This is a genomic window from Mesorhizobium sp. P2_F8, assembly GCF_056403655.1.
This window is the reverse complement of sequence record NZ_JBFUFB010000003.1, coordinates 564,538-590,331: the sequence shown is the minus strand read 5'-3', so window position 1 is coordinate 590,331 and position 25,794 is coordinate 564,538. Positions and strand designations below refer to the sequence as shown.

General features: G+C 63.0%; 28 protein-coding genes. 13 read left to right on the top strand and 15 right to left on the bottom strand.

Annotated features, from left to right (window positions below):
* Positions 1–109: 109 nt before the first annotated feature.
* Positions 110–1,027 (top strand): DMT family transporter, encoded by a 918-nt coding sequence (locus AC1DZP_RS10185; RefSeq protein ID WP_477302001.1) that lies wholly within the window; start codon positions 110–112, stop codon positions 1,025–1,027.
* Positions 1,028–1,452: 425 nt separating this feature from the next.
* On the opposite strand, the gene metF is transcribed toward AC1DZP_RS10185, so the two are convergent.
* Positions 1,453–2,370 (bottom strand): methylenetetrahydrofolate reductase [NAD(P)H], encoded by a 918-nt coding sequence (metF, locus tag AC1DZP_RS10180; RefSeq protein ID WP_095086870.1) that lies wholly within the window; start codon positions 2,368–2,370, stop codon positions 1,453–1,455.
* Complete coding sequence (locus AC1DZP_RS10175; protein ID WP_095086868.1) at positions 2,370–3,377, bottom strand: ArsR/SmtB family transcription factor; 1,008 nt, start codon at positions 3,375–3,377, stop codon at positions 2,370–2,372. The genes metF and AC1DZP_RS10175 overlap by 1 nt, the downstream gene beginning before the upstream one ends.
* A gap of 180 nt (positions 3,378–3,557) precedes the next feature.
* On the opposite strand from AC1DZP_RS10175, the gene tsaA reads away from it, so the two are divergent.
* Complete coding sequence (gene tsaA, locus AC1DZP_RS10170) at positions 3,558–4,097, top strand: tRNA (N6-threonylcarbamoyladenosine(37)-N6)-methyltransferase TrmO (protein ID WP_457154110.1); 540 nt, start codon at positions 3,558–3,560, stop codon at positions 4,095–4,097.
* Complete coding sequence (locus tag AC1DZP_RS10165; RefSeq protein ID WP_477301999.1) at positions 4,094–4,411, top strand: DUF2293 domain-containing protein; 318 nt, start codon at positions 4,094–4,096, stop codon at positions 4,409–4,411. Before tsaA ends, AC1DZP_RS10165 begins: the two co-directional genes overlap by 4 nt.
* 11 nt (positions 4,412–4,422) lie before the next feature.
* Here AC1DZP_RS10165 and AC1DZP_RS10160 read toward each other — a convergent pair whose 3' ends face one another.
* Complete coding sequence (locus tag AC1DZP_RS10160) at positions 4,423–4,926, bottom strand: hypothetical protein (RefSeq protein ID WP_477301997.1); 504 nt, start codon at positions 4,924–4,926, stop codon at positions 4,423–4,425.
* Positions 4,927–5,082: 156 nt separating this feature from the next.
* On the opposite strand from AC1DZP_RS10160, the gene AC1DZP_RS10155 reads away from it, so the two are divergent.
* Positions 5,083–6,045: a D-amino acid aminotransferase gene (locus AC1DZP_RS10155; protein ID WP_477301995.1), complete on the top strand. Its 963-nt coding sequence runs from the start codon at positions 5,083–5,085 to the stop codon at positions 6,043–6,045.
* A 132-nt stretch (positions 6,046–6,177) separates the two neighbouring features.
* The gene (locus AC1DZP_RS10150) at positions 6,178–7,017 is read left to right on the top strand and encodes an SDR family oxidoreductase (protein ID WP_477301993.1); all 840 of its coding nucleotides are present in this window, start codon (positions 6,178–6,180) and stop codon (positions 7,015–7,017) included.
* Positions 7,018–7,095: 78 nt separating this feature from the next.
* On the opposite strand, the gene AC1DZP_RS10145 is transcribed toward AC1DZP_RS10150, so the two are convergent.
* Together AC1DZP_RS10145 and AC1DZP_RS10140 are read right to left on the bottom strand one after the other, a co-directional pair.
* On the bottom strand, positions 7,096–7,713 hold the full coding sequence (locus AC1DZP_RS10145) for an MOSC domain-containing protein (protein ID WP_477301991.1): 618 nt from the start codon (positions 7,711–7,713) through the stop codon (positions 7,096–7,098).
* On the bottom strand, positions 7,688–8,287 hold the full coding sequence (locus tag AC1DZP_RS10140) for a TetR/AcrR family transcriptional regulator (protein WP_477301989.1): 600 nt from the start codon (positions 8,285–8,287) through the stop codon (positions 7,688–7,690). The genes AC1DZP_RS10145 and AC1DZP_RS10140 overlap by 26 nt, the downstream gene beginning before the upstream one ends.
* Before the next feature lie 195 nt (positions 8,288–8,482).
* Here AC1DZP_RS10140 and AC1DZP_RS10135 point away from each other — a divergent pair, with 195 nt between their 5' ends.
* The 3 genes from AC1DZP_RS10135 to AC1DZP_RS10125 all read left to right on the top strand — a co-directional run bounded on the left by AC1DZP_RS10135 (position 8,483) and on the right by AC1DZP_RS10125 (position 10,032).
* Complete coding sequence (locus tag AC1DZP_RS10135) at positions 8,483–8,905, top strand: tautomerase family protein (RefSeq protein WP_477301987.1); 423 nt, start codon at positions 8,483–8,485, stop codon at positions 8,903–8,905.
* A gap of 31 nt (positions 8,906–8,936) precedes the next feature.
* Complete coding sequence (locus AC1DZP_RS10130) at positions 8,937–9,335, top strand: VOC family protein (RefSeq protein WP_477302223.1); 399 nt, start codon at positions 8,937–8,939, stop codon at positions 9,333–9,335.
* A gap of 118 nt (positions 9,336–9,453) precedes the next feature.
* A complete protein-coding gene (locus AC1DZP_RS10125) occupies positions 9,454–10,032 on the top strand; it encodes a methyltransferase family protein (protein WP_477301985.1) in 579 nt (192 codons plus the stop codon).
* 8 nt (positions 10,033–10,040) lie between these two features.
* Here the strand turns inward: AC1DZP_RS10125 and AC1DZP_RS10120 are convergent, their stop codons facing one another.
* The 5 genes from AC1DZP_RS10120 to ettA all read right to left on the bottom strand — a co-directional run bounded on the left by AC1DZP_RS10120 (position 10,041) and on the right by ettA (position 14,782).
* A complete protein-coding gene (locus AC1DZP_RS10120; protein WP_477301983.1) occupies positions 10,041–10,457 on the bottom strand; it encodes a GFA family protein in 417 nt (138 codons plus the stop codon).
* 205 nt (positions 10,458–10,662) lie between these two features.
* Complete coding sequence (locus AC1DZP_RS10115) at positions 10,663–11,784, bottom strand: beta-ketoacyl-ACP synthase III (RefSeq protein WP_477301981.1); 1,122 nt, start codon at positions 11,782–11,784, stop codon at positions 10,663–10,665.
* A 109-nt stretch (positions 11,785–11,893) separates the two neighbouring features.
* Positions 11,894–12,229, bottom strand: coding sequence for a hypothetical protein (locus tag AC1DZP_RS10110; protein ID WP_477301980.1), 336 nt, complete (start codon positions 12,227–12,229; stop codon positions 11,894–11,896).
* Positions 12,230–12,321: 92 nt separating this feature from the next.
* Positions 12,322–13,089 carry a trans-aconitate 2-methyltransferase gene (gene tam, locus AC1DZP_RS10105; RefSeq protein WP_477301979.1) on the bottom strand — a complete coding sequence of 256 codons (768 nt, stop codon included), beginning with the start codon at positions 13,087–13,089 and terminating at the stop codon, positions 12,322–12,324.
* Between the two features lie 43 nt (positions 13,090–13,132).
* Complete coding sequence (gene ettA, locus AC1DZP_RS10100) at positions 13,133–14,782, bottom strand: energy-dependent translational throttle protein EttA (RefSeq protein ID WP_477301977.1); 1,650 nt, start codon at positions 14,780–14,782, stop codon at positions 13,133–13,135.
* A 272-nt stretch (positions 14,783–15,054) separates the two neighbouring features.
* On the opposite strand from ettA, the gene AC1DZP_RS10095 reads away from it, so the two are divergent.
* Positions 15,055–16,341: a GGDEF domain-containing protein gene (locus AC1DZP_RS10095; RefSeq protein ID WP_477301975.1), complete on the top strand. Its 1,287-nt coding sequence runs from the start codon at positions 15,055–15,057 to the stop codon at positions 16,339–16,341.
* Positions 16,342–16,359: 18 nt separating this feature from the next.
* Here AC1DZP_RS10095 and AC1DZP_RS10090 read toward each other — a convergent pair whose 3' ends face one another.
* Both AC1DZP_RS10090 and AC1DZP_RS10085 read right to left on the bottom strand, forming a co-directional pair.
* Complete coding sequence (locus AC1DZP_RS10090; RefSeq protein WP_477301973.1) at positions 16,360–16,974, bottom strand: hypothetical protein; 615 nt, start codon at positions 16,972–16,974, stop codon at positions 16,360–16,362.
* Positions 16,975–17,060: 86 nt separating this feature from the next.
* Positions 17,061–18,068 carry a ribonuclease T2 family protein gene (locus AC1DZP_RS10085; protein ID WP_095086821.1) on the bottom strand — a complete coding sequence of 336 codons (1,008 nt, stop codon included), beginning with the start codon at positions 18,066–18,068 and terminating at the stop codon, positions 17,061–17,063.
* 189 nt (positions 18,069–18,257) lie between these two features.
* Here AC1DZP_RS10085 and AC1DZP_RS10080 point away from each other — a divergent pair, with 189 nt between their 5' ends.
* The 3 genes from AC1DZP_RS10080 (at position 18,258) to AC1DZP_RS10070 (ending at position 22,145) form a co-directional block, all read left to right on the top strand.
* On the top strand, positions 18,258–19,187 hold the full coding sequence (locus tag AC1DZP_RS10080; RefSeq protein ID WP_477301971.1) for an alpha/beta fold hydrolase: 930 nt from the start codon (positions 18,258–18,260) through the stop codon (positions 19,185–19,187).
* Positions 19,188–19,323: 136 nt separating this feature from the next.
* Entirely contained in the window at positions 19,324–20,499 is a 1,176-nt protein-coding gene (locus AC1DZP_RS10075) for a CaiB/BaiF CoA transferase family protein (protein ID WP_477301969.1), read from the top strand.
* Entirely contained in the window at positions 20,496–22,145 is a 1,650-nt protein-coding gene (locus tag AC1DZP_RS10070) for a thiamine pyrophosphate-binding protein (RefSeq protein ID WP_477301967.1), read from the top strand. Before AC1DZP_RS10075 ends, AC1DZP_RS10070 begins: the two co-directional genes overlap by 4 nt.
* A 116-nt stretch (positions 22,146–22,261) precedes the next feature.
* Here AC1DZP_RS10070 and AC1DZP_RS10065 read toward each other — a convergent pair whose 3' ends face one another.
* Positions 22,262–22,702: a CHRD domain-containing protein gene (locus tag AC1DZP_RS10065; protein ID WP_477226963.1), complete on the bottom strand. Its 441-nt coding sequence runs from the start codon at positions 22,700–22,702 to the stop codon at positions 22,262–22,264.
* 211 nt (positions 22,703–22,913) lie between these two features.
* Positions 22,914–24,197, bottom strand: coding sequence for a cystathionine gamma-synthase family protein (locus AC1DZP_RS10060; protein WP_477301965.1), 1,284 nt, complete (start codon positions 24,195–24,197; stop codon positions 22,914–22,916).
* Between the two features lie 124 nt (positions 24,198–24,321).
* Between AC1DZP_RS10060 and AC1DZP_RS10055 the strand changes: the two genes are divergently transcribed.
* The gene (locus AC1DZP_RS10055) at positions 24,322–24,780 is read left to right on the top strand and encodes an Lrp/AsnC family transcriptional regulator (RefSeq protein ID WP_457152357.1); all 459 of its coding nucleotides are present in this window, start codon (positions 24,322–24,324) and stop codon (positions 24,778–24,780) included.
* A gap of 42 nt (positions 24,781–24,822) precedes the next feature.
* On the opposite strand, the gene AC1DZP_RS10050 is transcribed toward AC1DZP_RS10055, so the two are convergent.
* The gene (locus AC1DZP_RS10050; RefSeq protein ID WP_457152356.1) at positions 24,823–25,794 is read right to left on the bottom strand and encodes an ABC transporter substrate-binding protein; all 972 of its coding nucleotides are present in this window, start codon (positions 25,792–25,794) and stop codon (positions 24,823–24,825) included.

The following is a 25,794-nucleotide window of genomic DNA, read 5'->3' as shown; positions in this document are numbered from 1 at the left end:
AGTGGCAGAGTTTGCCATCAGTCAGGTTTCGGGTGGCCCTTGTCGCCAGACCCGATATGCGTTCTGGCTGACCGGCTGGCATTCAGGCCATCTGGGGAGGACGATTGACATGGCAATGGCCGCGACATCAGCGCCACGCGGGCCGATGGTGCTCAAGGACTGGGGACAGCTCCTGCTGCTCGGTGCGATCTGGGGTGGCTCGTTCTTCTTTGCCCGCATCGCGGTGGCGGAACTTCATCCGCTGGTGCTGGTGCTGTTTCGCGTCGCCATCGCGGCGATCGCGCTGCAGCTCTATCTCGCCATTCGCGGACCGTCTTTCCGCCTCGCGCTTCCCCATGCCGGCCTGTTCTTCCTGCTGGCATTGACCAACAATGTCGTCCCTTTCTCGCTGATCTTCGCCGGCCAGACCCAGCTTGGCGCCGGCGTCGCCTCGGTGCTCAACGCAACGACGCCGTTCTGGACTTTGATCCTCGCCAACGCGCTGACATCAGACGAAAAGCTCTCCTGGAACAAGCTGGCCGGCATTGCGCTCGGCGTCGCCGGCACGGCGGTGATGATTGGCCCCGGCCTGCTTGCCGGGCTCGGCGGCCCGGTCTGGGCCAAGTTCGCGCTGATCGGCGCTTCGCTTTCCTATGGCGTGGCGCTGATGGTCGCCCGCCGCTTCAAAGGCGTCCCCTCGCCGGTCATCGCCACCGGACAATTGACCGCCTCGACCATCATCATGATCCCGATCGTGCTCTTCACTTATGGCCCTGCCGGTCTGTTCTCCGCCTCGCCTCCGGTCTGGGCGGCGGTGCTGGCGCTGGCGCTTTTGTCCACCGCCTTCGCCTACATCCTCTATTTCAACCTCGTCGCCTCGGCCGGCGCCACCAATGCCTCGCTGGTCACGCTCATCGTGCCGGCAAGCGCCATGCTGCTCGGCTTCCTGTTCCTCGGCGAACGGCTCGAACTGTTCGAAATCGGCGGCGTGGTGCTGATCGCACTTGGCCTCGTCACCATCGACGGGCGGCTGTTCGGAAGGCGTTAGAGCGCCGCGGTAGCGCTGCCATGACACGATAGTGACACATCGCCGCCACATTTTGTTCACAGGTCTGAAGCGGGTTTTTGCCGAAGAGTTTCAATGCCTAACGGCAAAAGGCGGGTCGCAAATCTGGCAATCACGTCGCAATGCAGCACATTTTTCGCTTGCCTGTGGCACAAATGAACCTAGTCTCTCAGACATAGCTCTTTAAGAGGAGGCTATGTCATGGGACTTACGAGGCCTATCAACGCATTGATGATCTGTGCTGCGTTCGCCTTCATCGGAGCCCTCATTATGGGCTTTCTTCCCTGACCCGCCAAGACGGGGAAGACCAGCACCACATAGTCGAAACCATCGAAAAAGGCCGGGTTTTTACCCGGCCTTTTTGCATTTCGGAAGCTCTTTGACGCAATTCCGAACGGGGAATTGCTCTAAGCCGCAGCCGAACCCGTCGCCTCGGCTTCGTGTGAGCGGATGCCGATCATGTGGCAGATGGCAAATACCAGATCGGCTCGGTTCATCGTGTAGAAATGGAAATCCCCGACCCCGCGCTCGACCAGGTCCATGACCTGTTCGGCCGCCACCGCCGATGCCACCAGCGCGTGCGTCTGCGGATCCCGGTCAAGGCCCTCGAACCGCTCCGCCAGCCAGCCGGGCACATGCGCGCCTGCCCTCGCGGAAAAGTTTGCGACCTGCTTGAAACTGTGAACCGGCTGGATGCCCGGCACGATGGGGATGTAGATGCCGGCGCGGCGGACGCGCTCGACATAGCGCTCGTAGAGATCATTGTCGAAGAAGAACTGGGTGATGGCGCGCGTCGCACCATTGTCGACCTTGCGTTTCAGCATCTCGATGTCGGTGGCGAAATCGGGGCTCTGCGGGTGCTTTTCCGGATAAGCCGCGACGGAGATGTCGAAATCCGCGATCTTCTTGAGTCCGGCGACCAGTTCCGCACCATTCTCGTAGCCACCGGGATGCGGGCGATAGGGTTCGCCGACACCCGAGGCCGGATCGCCGCGCAGCGCCACGAACCGGTTGATGCCGATCGACTTATAGTCCTGGATGACCGCGTCGACCTCGTCGCGCGTTGCACCGACGCAGGTCAGATGCGCCGCGGCCGGAATACCGGTTTCCGTCAGGATGCGCTTTACCGTGCGGGCGGTGCGCTCACGCGTCGAGCCGCCGGCGCCATAGGTCACCGAGACGAATTTCGGCTTCAGCGGCTCCAGCCGGGTCACCGTGTCCCACAGCCGTGCCTCCATCTCGTCGGTCTTGGGCGGGAAGAACTCGAAGGAAACCCGGACCTTGTCGCCAATGTCGGGGCGGCGGGAAAAGCGGAACTGGTTCATCAGGCAATTTCCCTTATCTGCCTTGTGTCGTTGGAAGGATCGGCGATCAGCAGGCGCCGGTCGCGCCCAAGCCAGAGTTTTACAGTGAGCCTGGCTTCGTTGCCGCCGCGTGGCTCGAACTCCTGGCTGTCTTCGAGATCGAGGCCGGCTTCCGCAAACCAGTCGGCGATCTGCCGGTCGGAAAAGCCGAGCCGCATATGCGCGTGTTCGTCGCGCAGGAATTCCAGCGTGTGCGGCGCGAAGTCGACGATGACCAGCCGCCCGGCCGGCCGCAAAAGCCGCGCCGCCTCGTGGATGGCGCGCGCGGGATCGTCGAGATAGTGCAGCACCTGGTGGATGGTGACGAGATCGAAGGCATCGCGCTCGACCGGCGGCGCGAAGATGTCACCCTGCCGCACCTGAGCATTCGAAACGCCTGCCTTGTCGAGATTGGCACGCGCCACGGTCAGCATCTCGCGCGACATGTCGATGCCGACGCCGCGCCGGTATAGCGGCGAAAAGATTTCGAGCAGGCGCCCGGTGCCGGTGCCGAGGTCCAGCATCGACTGGAACGGCCGCTTGCCGACCAGCTTCAGCATCGCGGCTTCGACGGCGCGGTCCGGCACATGCAGCGAGCGGATATGGTCCCAGCTTGCCGCATTCACCGAAAAATACTCGGCTGCCCGGTCCTGCCGCTTGCGTTTGACCGAGCCCAGCCGCTCGAGATCGCGCTCGACCTGCGGGTCGGCGCCGCGAATGCTGGAAACCAGCCCCATGACGAAGCCGCGCGCGGAATCCGCATCAGACAGGCGAAAGAAGGCCCACGACCCTTCCTGGTAGCGGCCGATTAGCCCGGCCTCCAGCAGCAGCTTGAGGTGCCGCGAAACGCGCGGCTGCGATTGACCGAGAATTTCGGTAAGATCGGAAACGGTGAGGTCGCCGCGCGACAACAGTGCCAATATGCGCAGGCGGCTGGATTCGGCCGCCGCCTTCAATGTGTCCACCATGGTGTCGAGCGAGACATGCATCAGAGTATTCTCTTTGAAAAAGATATAAACATATGTTTATGTCGATTTTCGCATCCTTGCAAGCGCTATGTCGCTTCCGGACAAGAAAATGCCGCTTGCGTGATCCCTTGGTGCATCTCGCCCAAAAGTGTGTAGCGGTTTTGGGGCAACGACATGCACGTCCAAAGATGCGAGGGCGCAATGACCGGACCACGTGAGATGTTCGAGGCGCGCGACGGCGAGCAGAAGCTGGAAAACGATCCGGCACTGATGCCGGCCGACGGCGGCATCGTCTTCATCGGCCGCATCACCTCGCCATGGACGACACGGGAGACCTGCCCCAAGAACATGCGCGCCGCGCGCGAGACCGGGCAGCCGGCCGTGGTGACCATCGACGCGCCCTATCGCAGTGGCCTGCAGGGGCTGGAGCGCGCCAGCCACATCATCATCCTGTCCTGGATGCATCATGCGCCGCGGACTCTGATTGTGCAGAAACCTCGCCATGCGGCTGAAGCAAAAGGCGTATTCGGCCTGCGCTCCCCTGCCCGACCGAACCCGGTCGGCCTGCATGTGGCAAAACTCGTCGGGCTCGACATCGGCACCGGCCGCCTCGATCTCGACGCCATCGACGTGCTCGATGGCACGCCGGTCATCGACATAAAACCCTACTTCGCCTCGACCGATGCCTTCGCCGAGGCGACCATTGAAGGGCGCGACGAGCCCAATCGGATTCGGCGATGAGAACAGCGCCGACCGGCCGCCGCCGCGCCATCGCCAAGGCGCTGACAGCACTGCTGCCGCTGGCGCCCTATGCCGACATGGAGAAGATCCGCGCGGATGCCGGCTCGGTTCACATGAAGACGTTGCCACCGACCATCGCCGTGTGGTTGGCGACCATTGCCCACATCCGCCACGTGCACACCGATTATGAAAAACTGCTGGGCGAAGGCTATGACCGCGACTCGGCGCGTTTCTTCGTCATCGAACAGACCAACATCATGCTCACCCGCTGGCGAGCCACGCGACTGCTCGATGCCGACGACGAGGAGGAATGAGGCAGAGCCTGTTATTGCCGCGTCAGCACGGCGACCGCATTGTAGGGCTGGCCGTCCGCCTGGCCGGTCCATGTCCAGGACAGATTTCCCTTGAAAAACCTGACGGTGACGTTGCCGCCGTCGATGCACTTGTCCTGACCGTAAGTGATGCTCTCATGGTATTCCGCTGATGTCTCGTCGCTGGACGTCTGGGACAGGGATCCGCCGCAGCCAAGTGACGGATAGTCGATCGATGCGCCGCTATCATTGATCGTCATAGCGATCGACCAGTCGGCACCGGTGGCCCCGGCCGGGCTCTGGTGGCCGCTGCCGACCCAGGTGCCGCTCAGCGTCGGCGCATTCACCGCGCAAGGCACGTTTTGGAAGATCGGCGTCAATTCGCTGCCGGTTTTCTCGCAGCGATAGGTCTGGCCGCTCTGGCACAGTTCCTCGCCTTCGCGCGCGCATTGGGCACTGGCTTGGCCTGTGGCGGCGAAAATCATCATGGCTGCGATGACGGTCCCGAACCTGCCCATGTCCCCTCCCGGTCAGAGCCCGCAACATAGGGCAATTCCAGTCCAATGTATCGGCCGGATCGCCATCGAGGACGAACGGCGCCTGTCGGCTGGCTCTATGCCTTCCGCGTGGCGCCGATAGCCTGCTGATCCCGCCTTGTGCGAGAGGACGCCCCGATGCGCCAGACGATCGCAAGACCGAATGAGAAGCCACTGCCAACGGTCAGCGACAGCCACGTAGACCCGCATTCCTATCCCGACGGGGTTGCCTTCCTCGACGGCCAGTACCTGCCGATGTCGCAAGCCAAGGTCTCGGTGTTGGACTGGGGTTTTCTGCATTCCGACGCTACCTACGACACCGTGCATGTCTGGAACGGCCGCTTCTTCCGCCTCGACCTGCATCTCGACCGTTTCTTCAGCGGGCTGGAAAAGCTGCGCATGACGATCCCCTTCGACCGTGAACGCGTGACCGAAATCCTGCACAATTGCGTGGCGTTGTCGGGACATCGCAGCGCCTATGTCGAAATGCTGTGCACGCGCGGCGCCTCGCCGACCTTCAGCCGCGACCCACGGCAGGCGGTCAACCGCTTCATGGCGTTCGCGGTGCCGTTCGGCTCGGTCGCCAATGCCGAGCAGTTGCAGCGCGGCCTGCGTGTCGCCATCAGCGACAAGGTGCGTATCCCGCCGGCCTCGATCGACCCGGCGATCAAGAATTACCACTGGCTCGATCTGGTGCGCGGCCTCTATGATGCCTATGACCGCGGCGCCGAGACCGCGCTGATTCTCGATTTTAGCGGCAATGTCGCCGAGGGCCCGGGCTTCAACGTCTTCTGCGTCAAGAACGGCAAACTGTCGACGCCGGCCATTGGCGTGCTGCCCGGCATCACCCGGCGCACCGTCTTCGATCTCTGCGCTGAACAAGGTCTCGCCGCCGTTGCCACCGATGTCAGTGTCGCCGCTTTGCGCGAAGCTGACGAGGTCTTCATCACCTCGACCGCCGGCGGCATCATGCCGGTGACGGAGATCGACGGCGACCGGATCGCGGGCGGCAAGGTCGGGCCGATCACCCGCCGCCTGATGGCGCTCTATTGGCAAAAACACGACGACCCGGCATGGTCGAGCCCGGTGCAATACCCCTGATCAACAAGGCGGCTTGTTCAAAAAGATATCCTTCGCCTCTGGAAAAACGCGCGATCGTCCGTATATGCCCGAAAGCGGAGAAGCCTCCGCTTTCACACGAAATCACGCCCGCAGGGGCAAGGACTCCACATCATGACAAACAAGGTTTGGTTCATCACTGGATCGTCGAAGGGCTTTGGCCGCGTCTGGGCCGAGGCTGCACTCGCCCGTGGCGATCGCGTCGCCGCGACCGCCCGCGATGCCGGCACGCTCGCCGATCTCGTCGAGAAGTATGGCGACAATATCGCCGCGATAAAGCTCGACGTCACCGACAAGACGGCCGTCGACGCCGCGATCACCGAGGCGCACAAGCGCTTTGGCCGGCTCGATATCGTCATCAACAATGCCGGCTATGGCCATTTCGGCGCCATCGAGGAAGTCAGCGAACAGGAAGCCCGCGACCAGATCGAAACCAATGTCTTGGGCGCCCTATGGGTCACCCAGGCCGCGCTGCCGATCATGCGGGCGCAGCGCTCCGGCCACATCATCCAGATCTCGTCGATCGGCGGCGTCAATGCCTTTGCCTCGCTTGGCCTCTACCATGCCTCGAAATGGGCGCTGGAGGCCTTCAGCCAGTCGCTCGGCATCGAGGTCGCGGAGTTCGGCATCCATGTGACACTGGTCGAACCGGGCGGCTTCTCCACCGACTGGGCCGGGCCGTCGGCCAAGGTCTCCAAGCCGATCGAGGCCTATGCGCCCGCCCGCGCCAAGATGGCCGAGCGCCGCGCCAATTCGGTCGCCGGCGATCCCGAGGCCACCGGACCGGCGATGCTGGCCATTGTCGATGCCGCCGAACCGCCACTGCGCGTGTTCTTCGGCGATGGCGGCCTGCCGATGATCAAGCAGGAATACGCCAACCGCATCGCCACCTGGGAAAAGTGGGACGACGTTTCCATCATGGCGCAGGGCGCGAAGAAGAACCGCAAAGCCTGAGGCCAGTTCGGAGATATCGCTACGCCGCCTCGGCGGCGTAGCCCCTACCCTATGCGGCATTTCAATACGGGCGAGAGTCTAGCTCAGATAGATCCACTGCTCGGGCACCCGCACCGATATCTCTTCGCCGGCCTTGATCGTTCCCGGCTTCTCGACCCAGGCGACGAGGCCGCGCAGCCGCTTCGCCGATTTCGGGAACAGCAGCGCGCCGGCCTCGATGTCGGCCATCCCGGCATGCTCGGCGATCGATCGGCCGGCGATGCGGCAAGGTCCGTTCTGCGCGTCGACCTTGATGGTGACGCCGTCCTTGAAGAACAGCAGCGTGCCGGCCGGCAGCATAGACAGACGCGGCACACCTTCGATCAAAAGATTGGCGCCGATCCACTCCGGCTTGATCTCGGCCAGGCCCATCCGGTCGGCAACGATGGCCAGCTCGTCCGCCGCCACGACCGACAATTGCCGCTCGTTGCGCATTTCGGTGCCTCGCGGATACCAGGGCTCGCGCCCGCCGGAGCGCCGTGTCGCGCCGGCGTGGAAATCACCTGATATGCCATCGAAGCTCAGCCGCAACGCGTCGACCGGGCGCGTCTCGAAATGATCCGACGGCGCCAGATAAAGCGCGGCCACCTTGGCGACCAGCTTACGCGCCGGGACGATTTCGACAGGCTTTTCAGCCTCGGGGAAGAGATCCAGCATCGGCTTCATTCCTTGGATGATGCGCCTGTTTTTGCCCTTCGATTGCGAACGCCGCAAGAGCGGTTTGGGCCAAAGTGCGCAACTCTTCGACCGAAGCGCCGTCGCGCGCCTGGATCGACATGCCGTTCATGACGCCGGTCAGGTATTTGGCGAAGCCCTCGACGGCGAGGCCGTCCGGTAGGTCACCGATTGCCCGGCCCTTGGCCAGCCGCTCGGCGATCGCCGCTTCACTTGCCTTGCGATAGGCCTTGAGTTCATCGGCAATGGCTTGCGCCTGCGGCGAGGCGGCGAGCGCACCGCTGACGAACAGACAGCCACCCGGCTTGCCGGGTCTGGAATAGGCCTCCGCCGCGCCGAGCAGCAACCGCCGGATCGCCTCCCCCGTCGGCACCGGCGCGCTCAGCGCCTCCAGCGCAAAGCCGATCTCGGTCTGGTGGTAGCGCGTCAGCGCCTTGCGGAACAAACTCTCCTTGTCGGTGAAGGCGTTGTAGATCTGCGGCGGCGTCAGCCCCATCGCCTCGCGCAGCATGGCCAGCGACGTCGCCTCATAGCCATGCTCCCAAAACAGATGCATCGCCGCATCCAGCGCCCGATCGAGGTCGAACGCGCGTGGCCGGCCGCCCCGAGGCTTTTCCAAATTATCCATGTGATCGATACGAAACCTATTGACTCACCTTCTCCGCATAACGTAACAATTGATACGAAACATGGCAAGCCGGAACACATGTCTGCCGTCTTGCCATGGAAACCAGCGAAAAAGGAGAGCCAAATGCCAATCACCGTGACCGCGCCCGAAGGCGTACTGACACCGGCGGGAGAGCGCGAGATCCTGCCGCGTCTGAGTGCCGCCCTCATCGAAGCCTCCGGCGCCACAGGCAATGCGTTCTTCACAGCGATCGTCGGCGGCACGGTCCACGTCCTGCCGCTGCATCGCATCTATGCCGGAGGTGCCAACCGGCCGGTGGTCATGGTCGAACTGAAGCTGCCGAACATCGGCCTTGGTTCGATCGAAGCCCGAAATGCGTTCATCAATGCGGCCGCCGGGATTGTCGCCGCGCTCTGCGTGCCCGGCCACCGGCCTGAAAACACCTGGATCAACATCGTCAATGCGCCCGACGGCGGCTGGGGTATCGGCAGTCGGCAATATTCAGGCGAAGCACTTGTCGCTGCCGCGACCGCCGCCGCGCAGTGATCTGGCGGCCGCGATGAACAGTAGCGAACCGATGCGGCTCTCACCTTCGCTGTTCTTCACCACCAATTGCGAGCCGGCACTGGCCTTCTACGAACAGTGCGGTCTTGGCCGGGCGACTATCCTGCTGCGCTGGGGCGACAACACCATGCCGGTGCGGACCGAAGCCATGCGCGGAAAGGTGTTGCATGCGCGATTCGAAGGTCCGGGCGTTCTGTTTCATGCCTCGGACAATGACGATGCCGAGCCGATGAAAGGCTCCGCCCTTTGCCTGGAATTCGACAGCCTGTCGGCGATGCGGCAGCTTTTCGCCCGCATGGCCGCGGGCGGCCGGATCACCGTCCCTATGGCGCGGCAATATTGGGGAACCAGCTTCGGCATGCTGGTCGACGCCTTTGGCGTGCAATGGATGTTCAGCTGTCCCAATGAATGAGGTCCGGCGCGGATCACGATCTTCTTACCTGAAAGTGGAACCAGTCCACGCAACGCCGCATTGCTGCCGCGCCGCGCCGGCTTCATGGTGACGCCAGACCAAGTCTGCGGAGGTTCTTATGCGTCCCGGGACAGCAATCGCGCTGCTTTGGCTGATCTGGGTGGTGACCTGGGCCGCCGCCGCGCTCTGGGCCGACCCTGCCCAGAAACGCGCCGGGTTCAGGGTGGAGGTTCGCTATCGGATTCTCTGGCTGGTCGGCGCGGCGTTGCTGTTCATTCCAGCGCACGGCTATGAAGGCCGACTCAGGTTGTGGATGCCGAACTTCGCCGAGGCATGGATTTGTGTCGTCCTGATCGCCATCGGCATCGCCTTTGCCTGGTGGGCGCGCCTGCATCTCGGCAGGCTGTGGTCAGGCACCATTACCGCCAAGGCCGGACACCACGTCGTCGACACCGGCCCCTATAGGCTGGTCCGGCATCCGATCTACACCGGACTGCTGGTGGCGATCCTGGCCACAATGGCGGCAAAAGGTACGGTTTGGGGCATTGTCGGAACCGCTTTGCTCATCATCGGCATCGTGACGAAGGCAAAACTCGAGGAACACTTCATGCGCGGCGAACTGGGCAGCGCCTATGACAACTATGCCAGGCAGGTGCCGATGCTGGTGCCGTTCGCGCCAGCCCGATACGGCAGGTGAGCGCCGTCTCAGCCTGATTTTCTTGCCGCACTGCTTTGCTGGAAGTGTTCGACAGCGCCATCGATTTTAACCCAATCATGTTTCGACTGCTCAAAAACCGACCTGACGGGGGGCGGGTAGTTCGGGTCTGCCAGCGCGCCGACCGCAACGCCGATGAAAGACGGCAGCTTGTCGGCCTTCCAATAGATCGTCGATCCGCAGTCTGGACAGAAGTAGGTGTGGACTTTGCCGCCGCTTGCTGCGTCGCGAGTGAACTCTTTCGCGGTTCCGGAGATGGCAACGGCGTCGACCGGATAAAAGGCGCCGACGCCAAATGGCGCGCCAGTCCTGCGTTGGCAGTCAAGACAATGACAGGCGACGACCAGTTTTGATGGTCCTGGAAGCGTGAGCGTCAGAGCACCGCAACTGCATCGGGCATCACTCATTGCAAAACTTCCTTTTTCAGAAGCGTTGATTTCAAACCGAGACACTCCCGAACGTGGGGAGCTGTTGAGATCGAGGTCAGGCTGAGGGGAATAGAAGATCGGCGCGAAGCGACTGGAATGGTGGATTCCGGGAACCGCAACGGGGCGCGCTTTGGGGTGCGGGAGCACCGAATCCGCAGGCCGGCTGAATATCGAATGCCCGAGTCTACAGCATTCTGAGAAGCGCACCGCCTATCGAATATCCGGCGCCAAACGCGCAGATCAAGCCGAAATCCCCGGGCTTCATATCGGCATGGTTCTCCGACAGCGCCACGATCGCGCCGGCGCCCGCCGTGTTGCCCAGCCGCTCCAGCACCATCGGCGCGCGATCGTGGTCGACCTCATGGCCGAACGACAGTTTCAGGATCATGGCGTTCATGCGCGCATTGGCCTGATGCAGCCAGAAGCGCCGGACTGCCTGCGGCGTCAGCCCATGCTCGGCGAGGAATTCGACGATGAATTTGTGCCCGGCGACGGTGACTTCCTTGAACACCTTGTTGCCGACCTGCTTGATCAGGTTTCCCTCCAGATTGATCATGTAAGGATCATCCTGGGCGGTGCGGGTGTGGTAGCCCAGATTGGTGCGGATGTTGTTCGACATCTGCGTCCAGGTACGCGTTTCCAGCACCTCGAAGCGGCCCGGCCGCTTCTCGCCTTGCGCCAGCCCTTCGACCACCATCGACACCGAGGCGTCGCCGAAGATGAAATGCGTCTGCCGGTCGCGGAAATTGAGATGGCCGGTGATGATCTCGGGCGTCGTCACCAGAATGCGCTTGTGCGCGCCAGACCGCACCAAGCTGACGGCGATGTGCAAGGCAGCAGCAGCCGAAGAGCAACCAAGCCCCATGTCGAATCCGGCGCCCCTGGTGCCAAGCGCCGCCTGCATTTCGATGGCGATCGCCGGATAGGGCCGCTGATGATGCGAGGCCGAGCAGATCACCAGGTCGATATCGGACGGCTTCAGCCCGGCATGGTCGAGAGCCTTTCGCGCCGAGGCAATGCCGAACTCGGCCTGAAGCGACAGCGCGTCATCGGCCCGTGCCGGAATGCGCGGCGCCATGCGGGTCGGGTCGAGAATGCCTTCGCGCTCGATCACGTGGCGTGTGCGTACGCCCGAGGCGTGGACGATGAAGTCGCTGTCCGATTTCGCCAGCGGCGGCTCGTCGGTGCCCTGGCGGCGCGCGTTCTCCATGTCGACCCAGGCATTGAAGCTGGAGACCAGTTCTTCATTGCTGATCTTGGGTTCGGGTATTTCAACGCCAATGCCGCTGATGATGACGCGATGCATGTGTCCAGTCCGTCCCATCCGCAGGCGCTGCGGGCTTCATGTGGGCGCCGAAACGCTCGGGCGCAACACTTTTCTCACCGAGGCGGTTGACGCCGGCTTAAATCTGACTTCACCAGGCGCACAGCTTGGTGTTGGTCTGCGGGTTGTTCCAGCAGGCGCCGTCGTCGCGACTGCGCACGAACTGTCCCGGCAGCGGCACATTGCGGCGGCCGAGATTGACATAGCCATAGGCAAAGCCCGGCCCGTCGATCTCCAGGACATAGGTCGGGTAGCCCGGCGCCGAGATGCGGAAGCTGCCCGCGTCGTCGATCGCCCTGTAGCTGCATGAGAAATAGCCGTCATCGCTGGTATAGCAACGCGCCCGCTTGGCCTCCGCCGAGATCGAGAACGCCAGAAGCACTGCCGCGCACACGCCGCCGCCGAAAAGCATCTTTTTCAGTGTCATCACCCACCCCTGCCATGGGCCATCGTGACCCCAACGCGATGAAATGCGCACGGCGGCGAAACCGGGTCAAGCGGCCGCAACTGGCGCGACAATCAGGCCCGCTTGGCGACGATGAAGATGCGCGGAAAGCGCAAAAGCACCTTGCCGTTCGCCGTCTGCGGATAGGCCTTGGCGATCTTCGCCGTGTAGCTGTCGAGGAACATTTTGCGCTCGTCCGCCTCGAGCGGATCGAGGAACGGTTTCAACCCGGTCGATTTCACCCATTCAACGATCGCCTCTGCGTCGGCAAGCGGATGGTTGTAGATGGTGTGCCAGATGTCCAGCCGATCGCTGAGCGGCGACAACAGATCATAATAGAACGAAACCGGCGGCAGCGGAGCGCGCGCCGCACCCTTGATCTTGTCGGCAAACGGCATTTCGGCCGCGGTCGCCCGCATCAGGCGATGCGAGTCCTCGTCCATATTGTCGGGCATCTGGACGGCGAGCGCGCCGCCGGGGGCCAAAAAACCCATCAGCCGCTGGAAGACCGCCGGATGCTCGGGCAGCCACTGGAACACCGCGTTGGCGAAGATCACATCGACCGGCACTGCCGGCTGCCATTTGGAGGCATCTGCAAGGTCAAAGGTGACGTCAGGCAGGCGCGCCCTCGCCTTCTCGATCATGTCGGGCGACGTGTCGAAGCCGCTCACCTGCGCATCCGGCCAGCGCTCGACAAGCAGCTCGGTCGAGTTGCCCGGACCACATCCGATGTCGACGACCCGGCGCGGGAAATCCACCGGTACCTGCGCCGCGAGATCACGCGCGGGTCGCGTGCGCTCGTCCTCGAATTTCAGATATTGGGCGGCGGACCAATCAGCCATGTGAGCTCCTCATGTCGCTTGAGAATTCGCCGCCGAAAAACCCTTACCGCGTCAGCCTCTTGTAGGTCATGCGGTGCGGGTTGACGGCATCCGGCCCGAGGCGGCGGATCTTGTCCTGCTCGTAATCCTCGAAATTGCCCTCGAACCATTCGACATGGCTGTCGCCCTCGAAGGCGAGGATATGCGTCGCCAGGCGATCGAGGAACATGCGATCGTGCGAGATGATGACCGCGCAGCCGCCAAAATTCTCCAGCGCGTCTTCGAGCGCCGCCAGCGTTTCCGTATCGAGGTCGTTGGTCGGTTCGTCGAGCAGCAGCACGTTGCCGCCGGTCTTCAGCATCTTGGCCAGATGCACGCGGTTGCGCTGGCCGCCGGAGAGGTTGCCGACCTTCTGCTGCTGGTCGCCGCCCCGGAAGTTGAACGACGCGCAATAGGCGCGCGTATTGGCTTCGAACTTGCCGAGCTTGACCACTTCGGCGCCGCCGGAAATCTCTTCCCAAACCGTCTTTGACGGATCGAGCGCATCGCGGCTTTGGTCGACATAGCCGAGCTTGACCGTCTCGCCGACGCGGACCGTGCCGGCATCCGGCTTTTCCTGGCCGGTGATCATGCGGAACAGCGTCGTCTTGCCGGCGCCGTTCGGGCCGATGACGCCAACGATGCCGCCGGGCGGCAGCTTGAATTCCAGGCCGTCGATCAGCAGCGTGTCGCCAAAGCCCTTCGACAGGCCGTCGACCTCGATCACCACATTGCCGAGCCGCTCGCCATGCGGGATGACGATCTGCGTGTCCGTCGGCCGCCGCTTGTCGGCTGCATCCAGGAGATCCTGGAATGCCTGGATACGCGCCTTGGACTTGGTCTGGCGGGCCTTGGGGCTCGACTGGATCCACTCGCGCTCGCGGCCGATGGCGCGCTGGCGGGCATCGTCTTCGCGGCCTTCCTGCTTGAGGCGCTTGGCCTTGGCTTCGAGATACTTGGTGTAGTTGCCCTCGTAGGGGATGCCGCGGCCGCGGTCGAGTTCCAGGATCCAGCCGGTGACATTGTCGAGGAAGTAGCGATCGTGGGTGATGATCATCACTGCGCCGGGGTAAGCGCGCAGATGCTTTTCCAGCCACGCCGTGGTCTCGGCGTCGAGATGGTTGGTCGGTTCGTCGAGCAGTAGCAGGTCGGGCTGGCGCAGCAAGAGCTGACAGAGCGCGACACGGCGGCGCTCGCCGCCCGACAGCTTGGTGACGTCGGCGTCCTTGGGCGGGCAGCCCAGTGCTTCCATCGCCATCTCGACCTGCTGTTCGAGGTCCCAAAGGTTCAGCCGGTCCATCTCGTCCTGGAGCTTGGCCGACTCGTCGGCCGTCTCGTCGGAATAGTTCATCATCAGTTCATTGTAGCGTTCGATGATGGCGGTCTTGGCTGCGACGCCTTCCATGATGTTCTCGAACACGGTCTTCTTCGGATCGAGCGCCGGCTCCTGCGCCAAATAGCCGACGGTGGCGCCTTCGGCGAGCCACGCCTCGCCGTTCCACTCCTTGTCGAGCCCGGCCATGATCTTGAGGATCGTCGACTTGCCGGCGCCGTTAGGGCCGAGAATGCCGATCTTGGCATCTGGATAGAAGGACAGATGGATGTTCTCGAGCACCTTCTTGGTGCCATAGGCCTTGTTGAGGCCGGCCATGTGATAGATGAACTGGCGTGCCACGCGCGCTTTCCCWGAAAAACTGACTGGCCCAGAGAAACTGACTGGATTTGTCAAATTGAATGGAGGTTGGCCGCTATGTAGGCGATGCGGCGGCGAACGGCAATCGCTTTTGCCGCTTCTGGCCGGTCACACGCGGAAGTGTCCGCCAGGCCTGAAGTTTTCCGCTGGGGGCCGGACGCGATGAAAGCTCCGGTTAACCCTTCGGCGTCAAAACAGGATCGGGTGGAATCGCCGGCTTGTCGCGATTCAGGAGAAAGATCGGATCGACGGCATTGCTGAACAGTTTCCTGCTCCTTGCCGAAGCGGTCGTCTACTTCAGCGTCATGGTGACGCTTTTCCACTTCAGGAAGCGCATCGGCCTCGGCGTCTTTGTCTGCGCGCTTGGCGTCATGCACTTCCTCGAGACCTACCTCGCCAGCGTCTTTTACGTCGCATTGCCGTTCGGCATGGTCTCGCCGGGCTCGGCGGTGCTGTTTTCTGGCAAGCTGGTCATGCTTTTGCTGCTCTACATGAAGGAGGACGCCGCTACCGTCCGTCAGCCGATCTATGGCCTGCTGCTTGGCAATGCGCTGATGATCGGGCTGGTGCTGCTGTTGCGCCTGCATGCCATCGCCCCGCTGTCCGATGGCAGGCTCCCCGACATCGGTTTCATCGATGAGATGGGCTGGCTGATGGTGTGGGGCACGACGCTGCTGTTCGTCGACGCCATCCTGATCATCCTGCTTTATGAAAAGCTCGGGCGATACCTGCGCAAGGCACAGTTCGCGCGCATCCTGATTTCGGTCGCCTGCGTGCTCACCTTCGACCAGGCGGGGTTCTTCACTGCGTTGCATTTCGTCGCCGGCGCGCCGATCGCAGTGTTTTTCGGCGGTTGGTTTGCCAAGATGGTCGCCGCGCTGACCTACAGCACCATGCTCGTGGCCTATCTCAGATGGTTCGAAGAACGCCAGATCGCGCTACCGCGTGGACTGACCGACATCTTCGACACGCTGACCTATCGCGAGCGCTACGAAGCGCTGGTCGAACATGTCGGCCGTGACGGCCTGACCGGCCTGCTGCACAGGGGGCGCTTCGACAGCGATGGTGAAGCCGCCGTTCAGGTCAGCCTGCAAACGGCGAAGCCGCTCAGCCTTCTGATCATCGACGTCGACCATTTCAAGTCGATCAACGACCGTTTCGGCCATGCCGAAGGCGACAAGGTGCTGAAAGCCGTTGCGACCCTGCTTGGCGAGGCGGCAAGCGCGGAAGACAAGGTGTTCCGGATCGGTGGCGAGGAATTCGCCGTCCTCAGTTCGCGTCCGCACTCGGTCGCCAGGCTGTTCGGCGAGAGCATTCGCTATGCGGTCAAGGCCTCCGCCAACACCAGCCGCTTCGACCTGACCGTCAGCGCCGGCGTCTCCAGCGTCGGCGAAACGACGCGCTGCCTTGCCGATCTGTTCGCGCTCGCCGACCAGCGTCTCTACAAGGCCAAGTCGACCGGACGCGATCGCGTCGTTGGCGAGCCGGACGGCTACGAGGCCGATGCCGCCGTTGCATGGACCAAATCCGCTCAGATCTAGAGCACGGTCCCGTGAAGCTTACGACGACTTTTTCTGCCGCCGAATGCCGGCCAAAGTAGAAACCGCCATCAGCGCGATCGCCAGCCATTTCAGCGCGGTGATGACCGGTCCGGCTTCGATGTCATAGGCTATGAACAGCAGTATGCCTGGCACCAGCAGGCCGCACATGATCAGCATGATGCGATTGATCTGCCAGGACACTCTTGAGGCTAGCGCCTCGTCGCCGGGCGCAGCGACAAGCGCCACACGCACCGCCCTGCTGGCCGCCAGCACTGCCGAGAGGCGCATCGAAATCGGCAGGCCAAGACCGATGATGAGGAAAGCGCAGGCCGCCAGCAGCAGCGAAAACTTCAGCGCGCTGGTCTCGGCCGGTACGGGGAACAGCACTGTCGCCAGCGGCAGGAAGACGCCGATAATGCCGAGCGCAGCAATGGTGATGAAGATCACCGCATTGACGATCGTGAACAGCTGGTAGGTGCCGGCGCCGATCGGTTCGGAGAGCGTCCGCATGCGCGCCCATTCGGAGTCTGTATAGGAAAAACCCGGCCATTCCATGCGCCCGTCGCTGATCGCGACCATGCCCTTGGCCCAGAAGGCCAGCCGCGCCAGCGCGCTGCTCGTCATGCCAACCATTGAGACCCCCGCCCGAATGATGCTCGGCGCAGCATAGCACCACGACGAGGCAAGGCGACAGTCCGGCGTCGGCGTTCAGCCAGTGCTTACTGGAACCCGATCGCGTCAACGGTGCCGGTCGGGCACCCGGCCTTGTTGGTCGGCACCGAAGCCAGCAAGAGGTCCTTGAGCGAGCTGTCGGGCCCGATCGGGCCGGCAAGGCCGAGCGTCAGTTCGCCGATCAGCCGCCTCCCGCTCGAAGGATCGATGACGCAGGAGACGCGCACCCGGTCCCCTGCCCCAGCGCCAAAGGCGCTGTCGAAGGCGCCGCGGATCTGGTCCGCCGTCAGCTTGCCGCCGATGTTCTTGGCAAAGAGATCGCGCACCGGCGAGCTGTTCACCGCGCGCATCAAATTGAGCGCGTCGGAGAAATAGTCCTGCTGGCTCTTGCCGTAGCAGGTGCCGTGCTTGATCCATTCATGCCGCTCGAGATGGGAAGCGGTACCCGGCATCACCTGGTCGAGTTCCGTGCGGGTGCTGGCATCCAGATTGACCGGTGGCAGGTCCTTCCAGTGGGCCGGATTGTCATTGGCCTTGTCGCTCGCTGTCGCCTGGCAATAGAAATTGCCGTTCGGCTGCGGCCACAGCCCGTGCAAGGTGAAATGCGTAGCGTCGAAATCGCCGGCGCTCTGCGCCTTGCATTCGGTCTTGCTCGACTTGGTCTCGCAGAAAGCCGGCTGCCAGCTCAGCGCGAAGACATATTCAGGCTTTCCCGACGCCGCCGGCTTGCCTTGCCCGCCAGGTGCTGCCGGCACCGTCGCGGCGCTGCTGCCGGAGACGTGGCCGCAGCTGACCTTCACCCAGCGACGCTCCGGATCGGCGCCCGGCACCAGGATGAGATAATGCGTCGGTGCATCCTTGTTACCGGCAAGCAGCTGGTAGCTCTGTCCGGCATCGGTCGACACATTGCCGGGATTCTTGCCATTCTTGATGGCTTGCGTTGCCGGACAGGCCGCATCGGCGACGAAGGTGCCCCTCATCTTGACGTCGGCACGCGCCGCACCGGCCAGCGAGGCCGCCAGCATGGCCAATCCGAAAACAACACCAATGCGCATAGGAATCCCCGGCTGAAGAAAGTGGGCGACAGACTGCCGCTGTCTCCATGTCAGAATTGCGATATTTTGCTGGCCAAAGGCAAGAAACATCGTCGCGGAAAGTCAGGCACGGCGGATTGACGCAAAACCGGTGCCGGCGCAAACAAAGCCGGCGCCACGATGGCGGTCAGAACCAGGAGACCGAGCGGCATGTCATTCAGCCAGCAGCGCGTGGTTCGCTCGCCGACGGGTGCCGACCTCAATCTCTTCGTCAGGCAGGCCGATGGCAGGCCGCGTGCCGTCGTGCAGATCAATCACGGGCTGGCAGAGCACGCCGCGCGCTATGGCCGCTTCGCCGATTTTCTTGGCCCGCGCGGCTACCACGTCTATGTCCACGACCATCGCGGCCATGGCGCCACCAAGGCGCCCGATGCGCCACTCGGCAAATTCGCCGACCAGGATGGCTCAGCCAAGGTGATCGCCGATGTCGGCGCCGTCCATGATCTCATCGCCCGCGAACAGCCGAACTTGCCGGTCATCCTTTTTGGCCATTCGATGGGTGCGTCCGTGGCGCTGAACTTCCTGTTGCACCACTCGCCACGCGTTCATGCGGCCGCGATCTGGAACGGCAACTTCTCGCAAGGCCTGCTCGGCCAGCTGGCCCTGGGCATTCTTGGCTGGGAACGGATGCGGCTGGGCTCGGATGTCCCATCGCGCCTGCTGCCGAAACTTACCTTCCGGGCCTGGGGCAAGGCCGTGCCCAATCACCGCACGCTGTTCGACTGGCTGTCGCGCGACGAGGCTGAGGTGGCGAAGTACATTGCCGATCCGCTCTGCGGCTGGGATGCCTCGGTGTCGATGTGGCGCGACGTCGTCGGCATGGCGCTGAATGGTGGCAGGGACGCCGGCTTTGCCGGCATCAGGCGCGATCTCCCCGTAAACATCGTCGGTGGCGAGAAGGATCCCGCTTCGGATTACGGCAAAGGGATCACTCATCTTGCCAATCGCATGCGCAAGATGGGGTTTTCGAATCTGGTTTCAAAGGTTTACGCCGACACCCGCCACGAAAGCCTGAACGAGGTCAACCGCGACATCATCATGGACGATTTCGCGGCCTGGGCCGACGGGGTGCTAAAATGAGAACCTGGCCAAAGCGGTGCCAATCCGCGTCGAACTGGCACTTGGCCYATTGCAAGGGCCGTGACAGCCACCGCCGGGCTTGATAGAGGCTCTGCTTTCGCAGCAATCAAAGTGATTGCAGCAACCACGGTGATTTATGGCCGAACCCCCGCTGAAAGGCGTCCGCGTCGTCGAACTCGCCCGCATCCTTGCCGGGCCCTGGGCCGGGCAATTGCTGGCCGATCTCGGCGCCGATGTCATCAAGGTCGAGAGCCCCGATGGCGGCGACGACACCCGCAAATGGGGCCCGCCCTTCGTCATGGGCAAGGACGGCGAGAACCTGTCGGCCGCATATTACCATTCCTGCAATCGCGGCAAGCGCTCCATTGCCATCGACTTCTCGACGCCCGAGGGTGCCGAGACGGTGCGCCGGCTGGTCGCGACGTCGGATGTGCTGATCGAGAACTTCAAGCTCGGCGGCCTCAAGAAATATGGCCTCGACTACGACAGCCTGAAGACGATCAACCCTCGCCTCGTCTACTGCTCGATCACCGGCTTCGGCCAGGATGGTCCCTACGCGCCGCGCGCCGGCTATGATTTCATCATCCAGGCAATGGCCGGCATGATGTCGATCACCGGCGAGGTCGGCCGCGAGCCGCAAAAGGCCGGCGTCGCCATCTCCGACATCTTCACCGGCCTTTATTCGGTCATCGCCATCCAGGCGGCATTACGCCATGCCGAACAGACCGGTGACGGCCAGCACATCGACATGGCGCTTTTCGACACCCAGATCTCGGCGCTCGGCAACCAGAACCTCAACTATCTCGTTTCCGGCAAGTCGCCGGTGCAGATGGGCAATGCGCATATGAACATCGCGCCTTACGAGGTGGTTCCGGTCAGGGATGGCCATATCATCCTGGCGGTCGGCAATGACGGCCAGTTCGTTAAATTCTGTGCCGCCGTCGGGCTCGACGATTTGCCCGCAAATCCCGACTTCGCCACCAACCCTGCCCGCGTCACCAACCGGGTCAAGCTGCGCGAGCACATGATCGAGGCGCTGAAGATTTTTGATCGCGACCCGCTGCTGGCAAAGCTGGAGGCGGCCAGCGTGCCGGCGAGCCCGATCAACACGATCGGCCAGATGTTTGCCGACCCGCAGACCATCGCACGCGGCATGCGGCTCGACCTTGACGACGGCCAGGGCAATCTTCTGCCATCGGTGCGCGCACCGATGGTGATGTCCGGCACGCCGCTCGTCTATGAGCGTCCCTCGCCGCGCCTTGGCGAGCACACGCAAGAAATCCTTGCCGAACTGGAGAAGTCTGGACAATGAAGACTGGCGGACAACTGATCGTCGACGCACTCGAAGCCAACGGCACCGACCGCATCTATTGCGTGCCTGGCGAATCGTACCTGGCGGTGCTCGACGCGCTGCACGATTCAGCGATCCGCACCATCGTCTGCCGCCAGGAAGGCGGCGCCGCCATGATGGCCGATTGCCATGGCCGCCTGACTGGCAAGCCCGGTATCTGCTTCGTCACCCGCGGGCCCGGCGCCACCAACGCGTCCGCCGGCATCCACATCGCCATGCAGGATTCGGTTCCCGTCATCCTGTTCATCGGCCAGGTCGCCAGCCACGCCAAGGAGCGCGAGGCCTTCCAGGAAGTCGACTACAAGCGTTTCTTCGGCGACATCGCCAAATGGGTGGTCGAGATCGACGATGCCTCGCGCATCCCGGAATTCGTCACCCGCGCCTTCGCGGTGGCGACATCGGGCCGCCCCGGCCCGGTGGTCATCTCGCTTCCCGAAGACATGCTGACCAGTGTCGTCGAAGCGCCCATCGCCTTGCCGCACACATCGGTCGAAACCCGGCCTGGCGAAGCCGAACTCGACGCGCTGGAGGCATTGCTGGCCAAGGCCAAGCGGCCATTCGTCATCCTCGGCGGCACCCGCTGGGATGCCGAGGCCGTGCCGCAGATGCGCACGATCGCCGAAGCGTGGTCGCTGCCGGTCGGCTGTTCCTTCCGCCGCCAGATGCTGTTCGACCATCTGCATCCGAACTATGCCGGCGATGTCGGCATCGGCATCAATCCGAAGCTGGCCACCGCGATCAAGCAGGCCGATCTCGTGCTGCTGATCGGCGGCCGCATGGGCGAAATGCCGTCGTCCGACTACACGCTGCTGAAAAGCCCCTACCCCGACCAGACGCTGGTCCATGTCCATGCCGATGCCGGCGAACTCGGCCGCGTCTACCGGCCGACACTGGCAATCAACGCCTCGCCTTCGGCCTTCGTTCAAGCCTTCGCCAAGCGCGGGCCGGCCGCCGCGCCCGTCTGGGCAGCCGAGACGCCAAAGCTGCATGCGGCCTATCTCGACTGGTCGACGCCGCCGGAGAGCGGTCCCGGCCCGGTCCAGATGGGGCCGATCATGAACTACCTCGAAAAGGTGTTGCCCGACGACGCCATCCTCACCAACGGCGCCGGCAATTACGCCACCTGGGTGCATCGCTTCCACCGCTCGCGCCGCTTCGCCACGCAGGCAGCCCCGACGTCAGGCTCGATGGGCTATGGCACCCCTGCCGCGGTCGCCGCCAAAGGGCTGTTCCCGGATCGCATGGTGGTTGCCTTTGCCGGCGACGGCTGCTTCCTGATGAACGGGCAGGAGTTCGCCACCGCCGTCCAGTATGACCTGTCGATCATCGTCGTCGTCGTCAACAATGGCATCTACGGCACCATCCGCATGCATCAGGAGCGCGAATATCCCGGCCGCGTCGTTGCCACGGATCTCAAGAACCCCGACTTTGCGGCCTTGGCCCGCGCCTATGGCGGCCATGGCGAGACTGTCGAGAAGACCGCGGATTTCGCTTCCGCCTTCGAGCGTGCCCGCGCCAGCGGCAAACCGGCGATCGTCGAGATCAGGCTCGACCCCGAGGCGATCACGCCGACCCGGACGATGACCCAGATCCGCGACAAGGCCTGAGCACCAACGGCATGGGTCGAACAGCGTCGCGTCCCCTCCATCCTACCGGACGGAGGGGACGCTGTTCCTTAAGTTCGAGGTAATTCAGTCCCCCAGTCCCCCGGGGCGACGTTATCCTACTTCGCCTTTTCGATCTGGCCGCGGATCTCACCGTCCTTGTTGGCGGCGGTGTGGACGTTGACGTAGTATTTGCCGGCCTCGAGGTCAGCGGCCTGCGCATCGGTCAACGTCTCCGATCCCTTGATCGGGCTCTTGAGCTTTTTGAACGGGATGACGGGTCCGGCGTTTTCACCCATCGCCGCCGGGCCGTGAATGTGCGCGGCCGTCGCCGGCCCGCTGAGACCGGAATATTTGACGTTCCAGCTGAGCTTCTTCTTGGCCGTATCGAACGTAAGAGTGGCCGTGCCTTTGCCCTTCGTTGTGACGGGCGGGCTCTGCTGGCCGCCATCGAGCGTCGCAGTGAACTTTTCCGTGTCGGCCAAGGCCGGCGAGACAAGGAAGATAGAAACAGTGACGGCAAGTGCCGAAACGATCGGCGAAATGGACTGCATGCGCATTTTAGAAACCTCCGTTGGATGAAACACCCTGCGGCCCCCCAGCGCATGGATACATCACCACAACGATCTACCGGCCAAAAGTATCCTCGGCGCACGCATATGTGATGACGACCGATAAAGAGAGAGGCGGTTGCCCGCCCCTCCTGGGATTATCCAACTCAAAGCTGCGACGGCGCCTCCGCCTCGCTGCCGAGGCGCGCCTCGGAGACGGTCAGACCGCTGCCAGCGCCTGCGTCAGGTCGGCGATCAAATCGTCCGGATGCTCTACACCGATCGACAGCCTGACCGTGGTCTCCAGCACGCCGATACGTTGGCGCACGTCGAAGGGTATCCCCGAATGGGTCATGGCCGCTGGGTGGCTGGCCAGCGATTCCGTTCCGCCGAGGCTTACAGCCAGCTTGAATATCTGCAGGCCGTTGAGAAAGGCGAAAGCCGCCTTCTGTCCGCCGCGTATGTCGAAGGAGAAGGTCGAGCCGGCGCCGCTGCACTGTGCCTTATAGGCGCGGCCGGCCGGCGTATCCTCGCCCAGGAAAGGCAGGTAATGCACCTTCTCGACCTTGGCATGATCGCGCAGGAATTCAGCGACCATGCGCGCATTGTCGTTCGCCCGCTCCATGCGGATCGACAGCGTCTCCAGCGAACGGCCAAGCATCCAGCAGGAATGCGGGTCGAGCTGCGTGCCGATCGCGCCGCGCAGCGCCTTGATCGGTTTGGTGACGGCCTTGCTGCCCATGGCGGCGCCCGCGATCAGGTCGGAATGGCCGCCGACATATTTGGTCAGCGAATAGACGGACACATCGGCGCCGTGTTCGATCGGCCTCTGGAACACCGGACCAAGCAGCGTGTTGTCGCAGACGATGATCGGCGCCGATCCCTGGCTTGCGCCGATCTCGTCGGCGATTTTCCGCATCAGTGCGATGTCGACGAGGCTGTTGGTCGGATTTGACGGCGTCTCGATCAGGATGACCGAGACACGGCCCTTCGCGACTGCAGCGTCGGCTGCCGCGCGCACCGCCGTCTCGTCGACGCCATCGGCGAAGCCGACAGCGCCGATGCCGAAGCCGGAAAGCGTGCGCGTCAAAAGCGTCTCGGTACCACCATAGAGCGGCTGCGAATGCAGGATGACGTCGCTCGGACGAGCATAGGCGAGAAGTGTCGTCGCGATCGCCGACATGCCTGACGAAAACAGGATGCAGGCATCCGTCCCCTCATAGATCGCGAGCCGGTCCTCGACGATCTCACTGTTGGGATGGTTGAAGCGCGAATAGACCAGACCGGACGCCGTACCGCTCGGCGGCTCCTTGCGGCCGGACGTGTAGTCGAAGAAGTCGCGTCCCTCTTCCGCCGACTTGAACACGAATGTCGAGGTCAGGAACACCGGTGGCTTGACCGCGCCCTCCGAAAGCTGCGGATCGAAGCCATAGCTCAGCATCAGCGTCTCCGGATGGAGCTTGTAGTTGCCGATATGGGTTTTCGAGGGGCGTGGCGCGGGCATGGCTTTTTCCTGCTTCTTCGAGGAGTGTCGCACGGCAATTTATGCGATCCCCATCGCGCAGTCCTTGCTATTTTTGGGCGCACATGGCTGCAGCCTCGCAACAAATTGCCGGGAGAGGCCGAAAGTGCAGCAAAAGATAGCCGATGATTTCGACCGCAGGATTCTGCAGGAACTGCAGGCCGACGCCCGCATCACCAACAACGAGCTTGCCGAACGGATAGGCCTGTCGCCGTCGCCCTGTCTGAGGCGGGTGCGGCGGCTGGAGGAGACCGGCGTCATCAGAGGCTACACCACGCTGGTCGATCCGGCCGCCTTCGGCTGGAGCATGGTCGCCATCGCGACCGTCCGGCTCAGCCGTCAGAACGAGGACGAGATCGTCATGTTCGAGGACGCGATCCGCGGCTGGGAAGAGGTGCTGGAATGCCACCTCGTCACCGGTTCGCGCGACTATGTGCTGAAGGTGGTGACTGGCAGCCTCGAACAGTACGAGCGCTTCATCAAGGAAAAGATCGCGCGGCTGAAATGCGTCGCCTCGATCGAGACCAGCTTCGTCATGAACACCATAAAGGAACGGCGCCTCTGACAGAGGCGCCGTTCGTCAATATCAAGATATTGCCGGCTAGGCTTACTTGACCGCCTTGTCGGTGATGGCGGTGGTGTAGGCGCCTTTCGGCTCCTTGGTGATGATCTTCTGGTCGAGCAGCGCCTTGGCGGTGCGCTCGTAGGTCGCGGGATCGAGCTTGCCGTCGGCATTGTCGATCAGCTTGGCGACTTCGCTCATCATCCGCTTCTGGTGGTTCTCGTCCTGGCCGCCACCGTCCATGACGATGCCTGCGGCCTCGTCATTGTTGTCGATGGCGTATTTCCAGCCCTTCATCGATGCGCGCACGAAACGCACCATCTTGTCCTCGAACGCCGGATCCTTGAGCTTGTCTTCCGACGCATAGAGCCCGTCCTCGAGGAGGTCGTTGCCCATCGCCGAATAGTTGAACACGGTCAGCTGTTCCGGCTTGTAGCCGGCGTCGATCAGCTGCCAGTATTCGTTGTAGGTCATGACCGAGATGCAGTCGGCCTGCTTCTGGATCAGCGGCTGCACGTCAAAGCTCTGCTTCAGAACGGTGACGCCATCCGGGCCGCCTTCGGTCTTCAGGCCAAGCTTGTTCATCCAGGCGTAGAACGGATATTCGTTGCCGAAGAACCAGACGCCGAGCGTGTGGCCCTTGAAGTCGGCTTCGGTCTTGATCGGGCCGTCCTTCGGGCAGACCAGTTCCATGCCGGCCTTCTTGAACGGCTGGGCGATGTTGACCAGCGGCACGCCCTTTTCGCGGGCAGCCAGCGCACCACCCATCCAGTCGACGATGACATCGGCGCCGCCGCCGGCGATCACCTGCTCGGGCGCAATGTCGGGACCGCCCGGCTTGATGTCGACGTCGAGACCTTCGGCCTCGTAGAAACCCTTGGCCTTGGCAACATAGTAGCCGGCAAACTGGGCCTGCGTGACCCATTTCAGCTGCAACGTCACCTTGTCGGCGGCCATTGCCTGGAAAGCGGCTAGCGACATTGCGCCGGCCAGGACAGGAATAATCAGTCTTTTCAT

What these genes read in the sequence shown, in the direction of transcription:
- AC1DZP_RS10185 (WP_477302001.1), top strand. Translation starts at nt 110, where the DNA reads ATGGCAATGGCCGCGACATCAGCGCCACGCGGGCCGATGGTGCTCAAG.
- metF (WP_095086870.1), bottom strand. Translation starts at nt 2,370, where the DNA reads ATGAACCAGTTCCGCTTTTCCCGCCGCCCCGACATTGGCGACAAGGTC.
- AC1DZP_RS10175 (WP_095086868.1), bottom strand. Translation starts at nt 3,377, where the DNA reads ATGCATGTCTCGCTCGACACCATGGTGGACACATTGAAGGCGGCGGCC.
- tsaA (WP_457154110.1), top strand. Translation starts at nt 3,558, where the DNA reads ATGACCGGACCACGTGAGATGTTCGAGGCGCGCGACGGCGAGCAGAAG.
- AC1DZP_RS10165 (WP_477301999.1), top strand. Translation starts at nt 4,094, where the DNA reads ATGAGAACAGCGCCGACCGGCCGCCGCCGCGCCATCGCCAAGGCGCTG.
- AC1DZP_RS10160 (WP_477301997.1), bottom strand. Translation starts at nt 4,926, where the DNA reads ATGGGCAGGTTCGGGACCGTCATCGCAGCCATGATGATTTTCGCCGCC.
- AC1DZP_RS10155 (WP_477301995.1), top strand. Translation starts at nt 5,083, where the DNA reads ATGCGCCAGACGATCGCAAGACCGAATGAGAAGCCACTGCCAACGGTC.
- AC1DZP_RS10150 (WP_477301993.1), top strand. Translation starts at nt 6,178, where the DNA reads ATGACAAACAAGGTTTGGTTCATCACTGGATCGTCGAAGGGCTTTGGC.
- AC1DZP_RS10145 (WP_477301991.1), bottom strand. Translation starts at nt 7,713, where the DNA reads ATGCTGGATCTCTTCCCCGAGGCTGAAAAGCCTGTCGAAATCGTCCCG.
- AC1DZP_RS10140 (WP_477301989.1), bottom strand. Translation starts at nt 8,287, where the DNA reads ATGCATCTGTTTTGGGAGCATGGCTATGAGGCGACGTCGCTGGCCATG.
- AC1DZP_RS10135 (WP_477301987.1), top strand. Translation starts at nt 8,483, where the DNA reads ATGCCAATCACCGTGACCGCGCCCGAAGGCGTACTGACACCGGCGGGA.
- AC1DZP_RS10130 (WP_477302223.1), top strand. Translation starts at nt 8,937, where the DNA reads ATGCGGCTCTCACCTTCGCTGTTCTTCACCACCAATTGCGAGCCGGCA.
- AC1DZP_RS10125 (WP_477301985.1), top strand. Translation starts at nt 9,454, where the DNA reads ATGCGTCCCGGGACAGCAATCGCGCTGCTTTGGCTGATCTGGGTGGTG.
- AC1DZP_RS10120 (WP_477301983.1), bottom strand. Translation starts at nt 10,457, where the DNA reads ATGAGTGATGCCCGATGCAGTTGCGGTGCTCTGACGCTCACGCTTCCA.
- AC1DZP_RS10115 (WP_477301981.1), bottom strand. Translation starts at nt 11,784, where the DNA reads ATGCATCGCGTCATCATCAGCGGCATTGGCGTTGAAATACCCGAACCC.
- AC1DZP_RS10110 (WP_477301980.1), bottom strand. Translation starts at nt 12,229, where the DNA reads ATGACACTGAAAAAGATGCTTTTCGGCGGCGGCGTGTGCGCGGCAGTG.
- tam (WP_477301979.1), bottom strand. Translation starts at nt 13,089, where the DNA reads ATGGCTGATTGGTCCGCCGCCCAATATCTGAAATTCGAGGACGAGCGC.
- AC1DZP_RS10090 (WP_477301973.1), bottom strand. Translation starts at nt 16,974, where the DNA reads ATGGTTGGCATGACGAGCAGCGCGCTGGCGCGGCTGGCCTTCTGGGCC.
- AC1DZP_RS10085 (WP_095086821.1), bottom strand. Translation starts at nt 18,068, where the DNA reads ATGCGCATTGGTGTTGTTTTCGGATTGGCCATGCTGGCGGCCTCGCTG.
- AC1DZP_RS10080 (WP_477301971.1), top strand. Translation starts at nt 18,258, where the DNA reads ATGTCATTCAGCCAGCAGCGCGTGGTTCGCTCGCCGACGGGTGCCGAC.
- AC1DZP_RS10075 (WP_477301969.1), top strand. Translation starts at nt 19,324, where the DNA reads ATGGCCGAACCCCCGCTGAAAGGCGTCCGCGTCGTCGAACTCGCCCGC.
- AC1DZP_RS10070 (WP_477301967.1), top strand. Translation starts at nt 20,496, where the DNA reads ATGAAGACTGGCGGACAACTGATCGTCGACGCACTCGAAGCCAACGGC.
- AC1DZP_RS10065 (WP_477226963.1), bottom strand. Translation starts at nt 22,702, where the DNA reads ATGCGCATGCAGTCCATTTCGCCGATCGTTTCGGCACTTGCCGTCACT.
- AC1DZP_RS10060 (WP_477301965.1), bottom strand. Translation starts at nt 24,197, where the DNA reads ATGCCCGCGCCACGCCCCTCGAAAACCCATATCGGCAACTACAAGCTC.
- AC1DZP_RS10050 (WP_457152356.1), bottom strand. Translation starts at nt 25,794, where the DNA reads ATGAAAAGACTGATTATTCCTGTCCTGGCCGGCGCAATGTCGCTAGCC.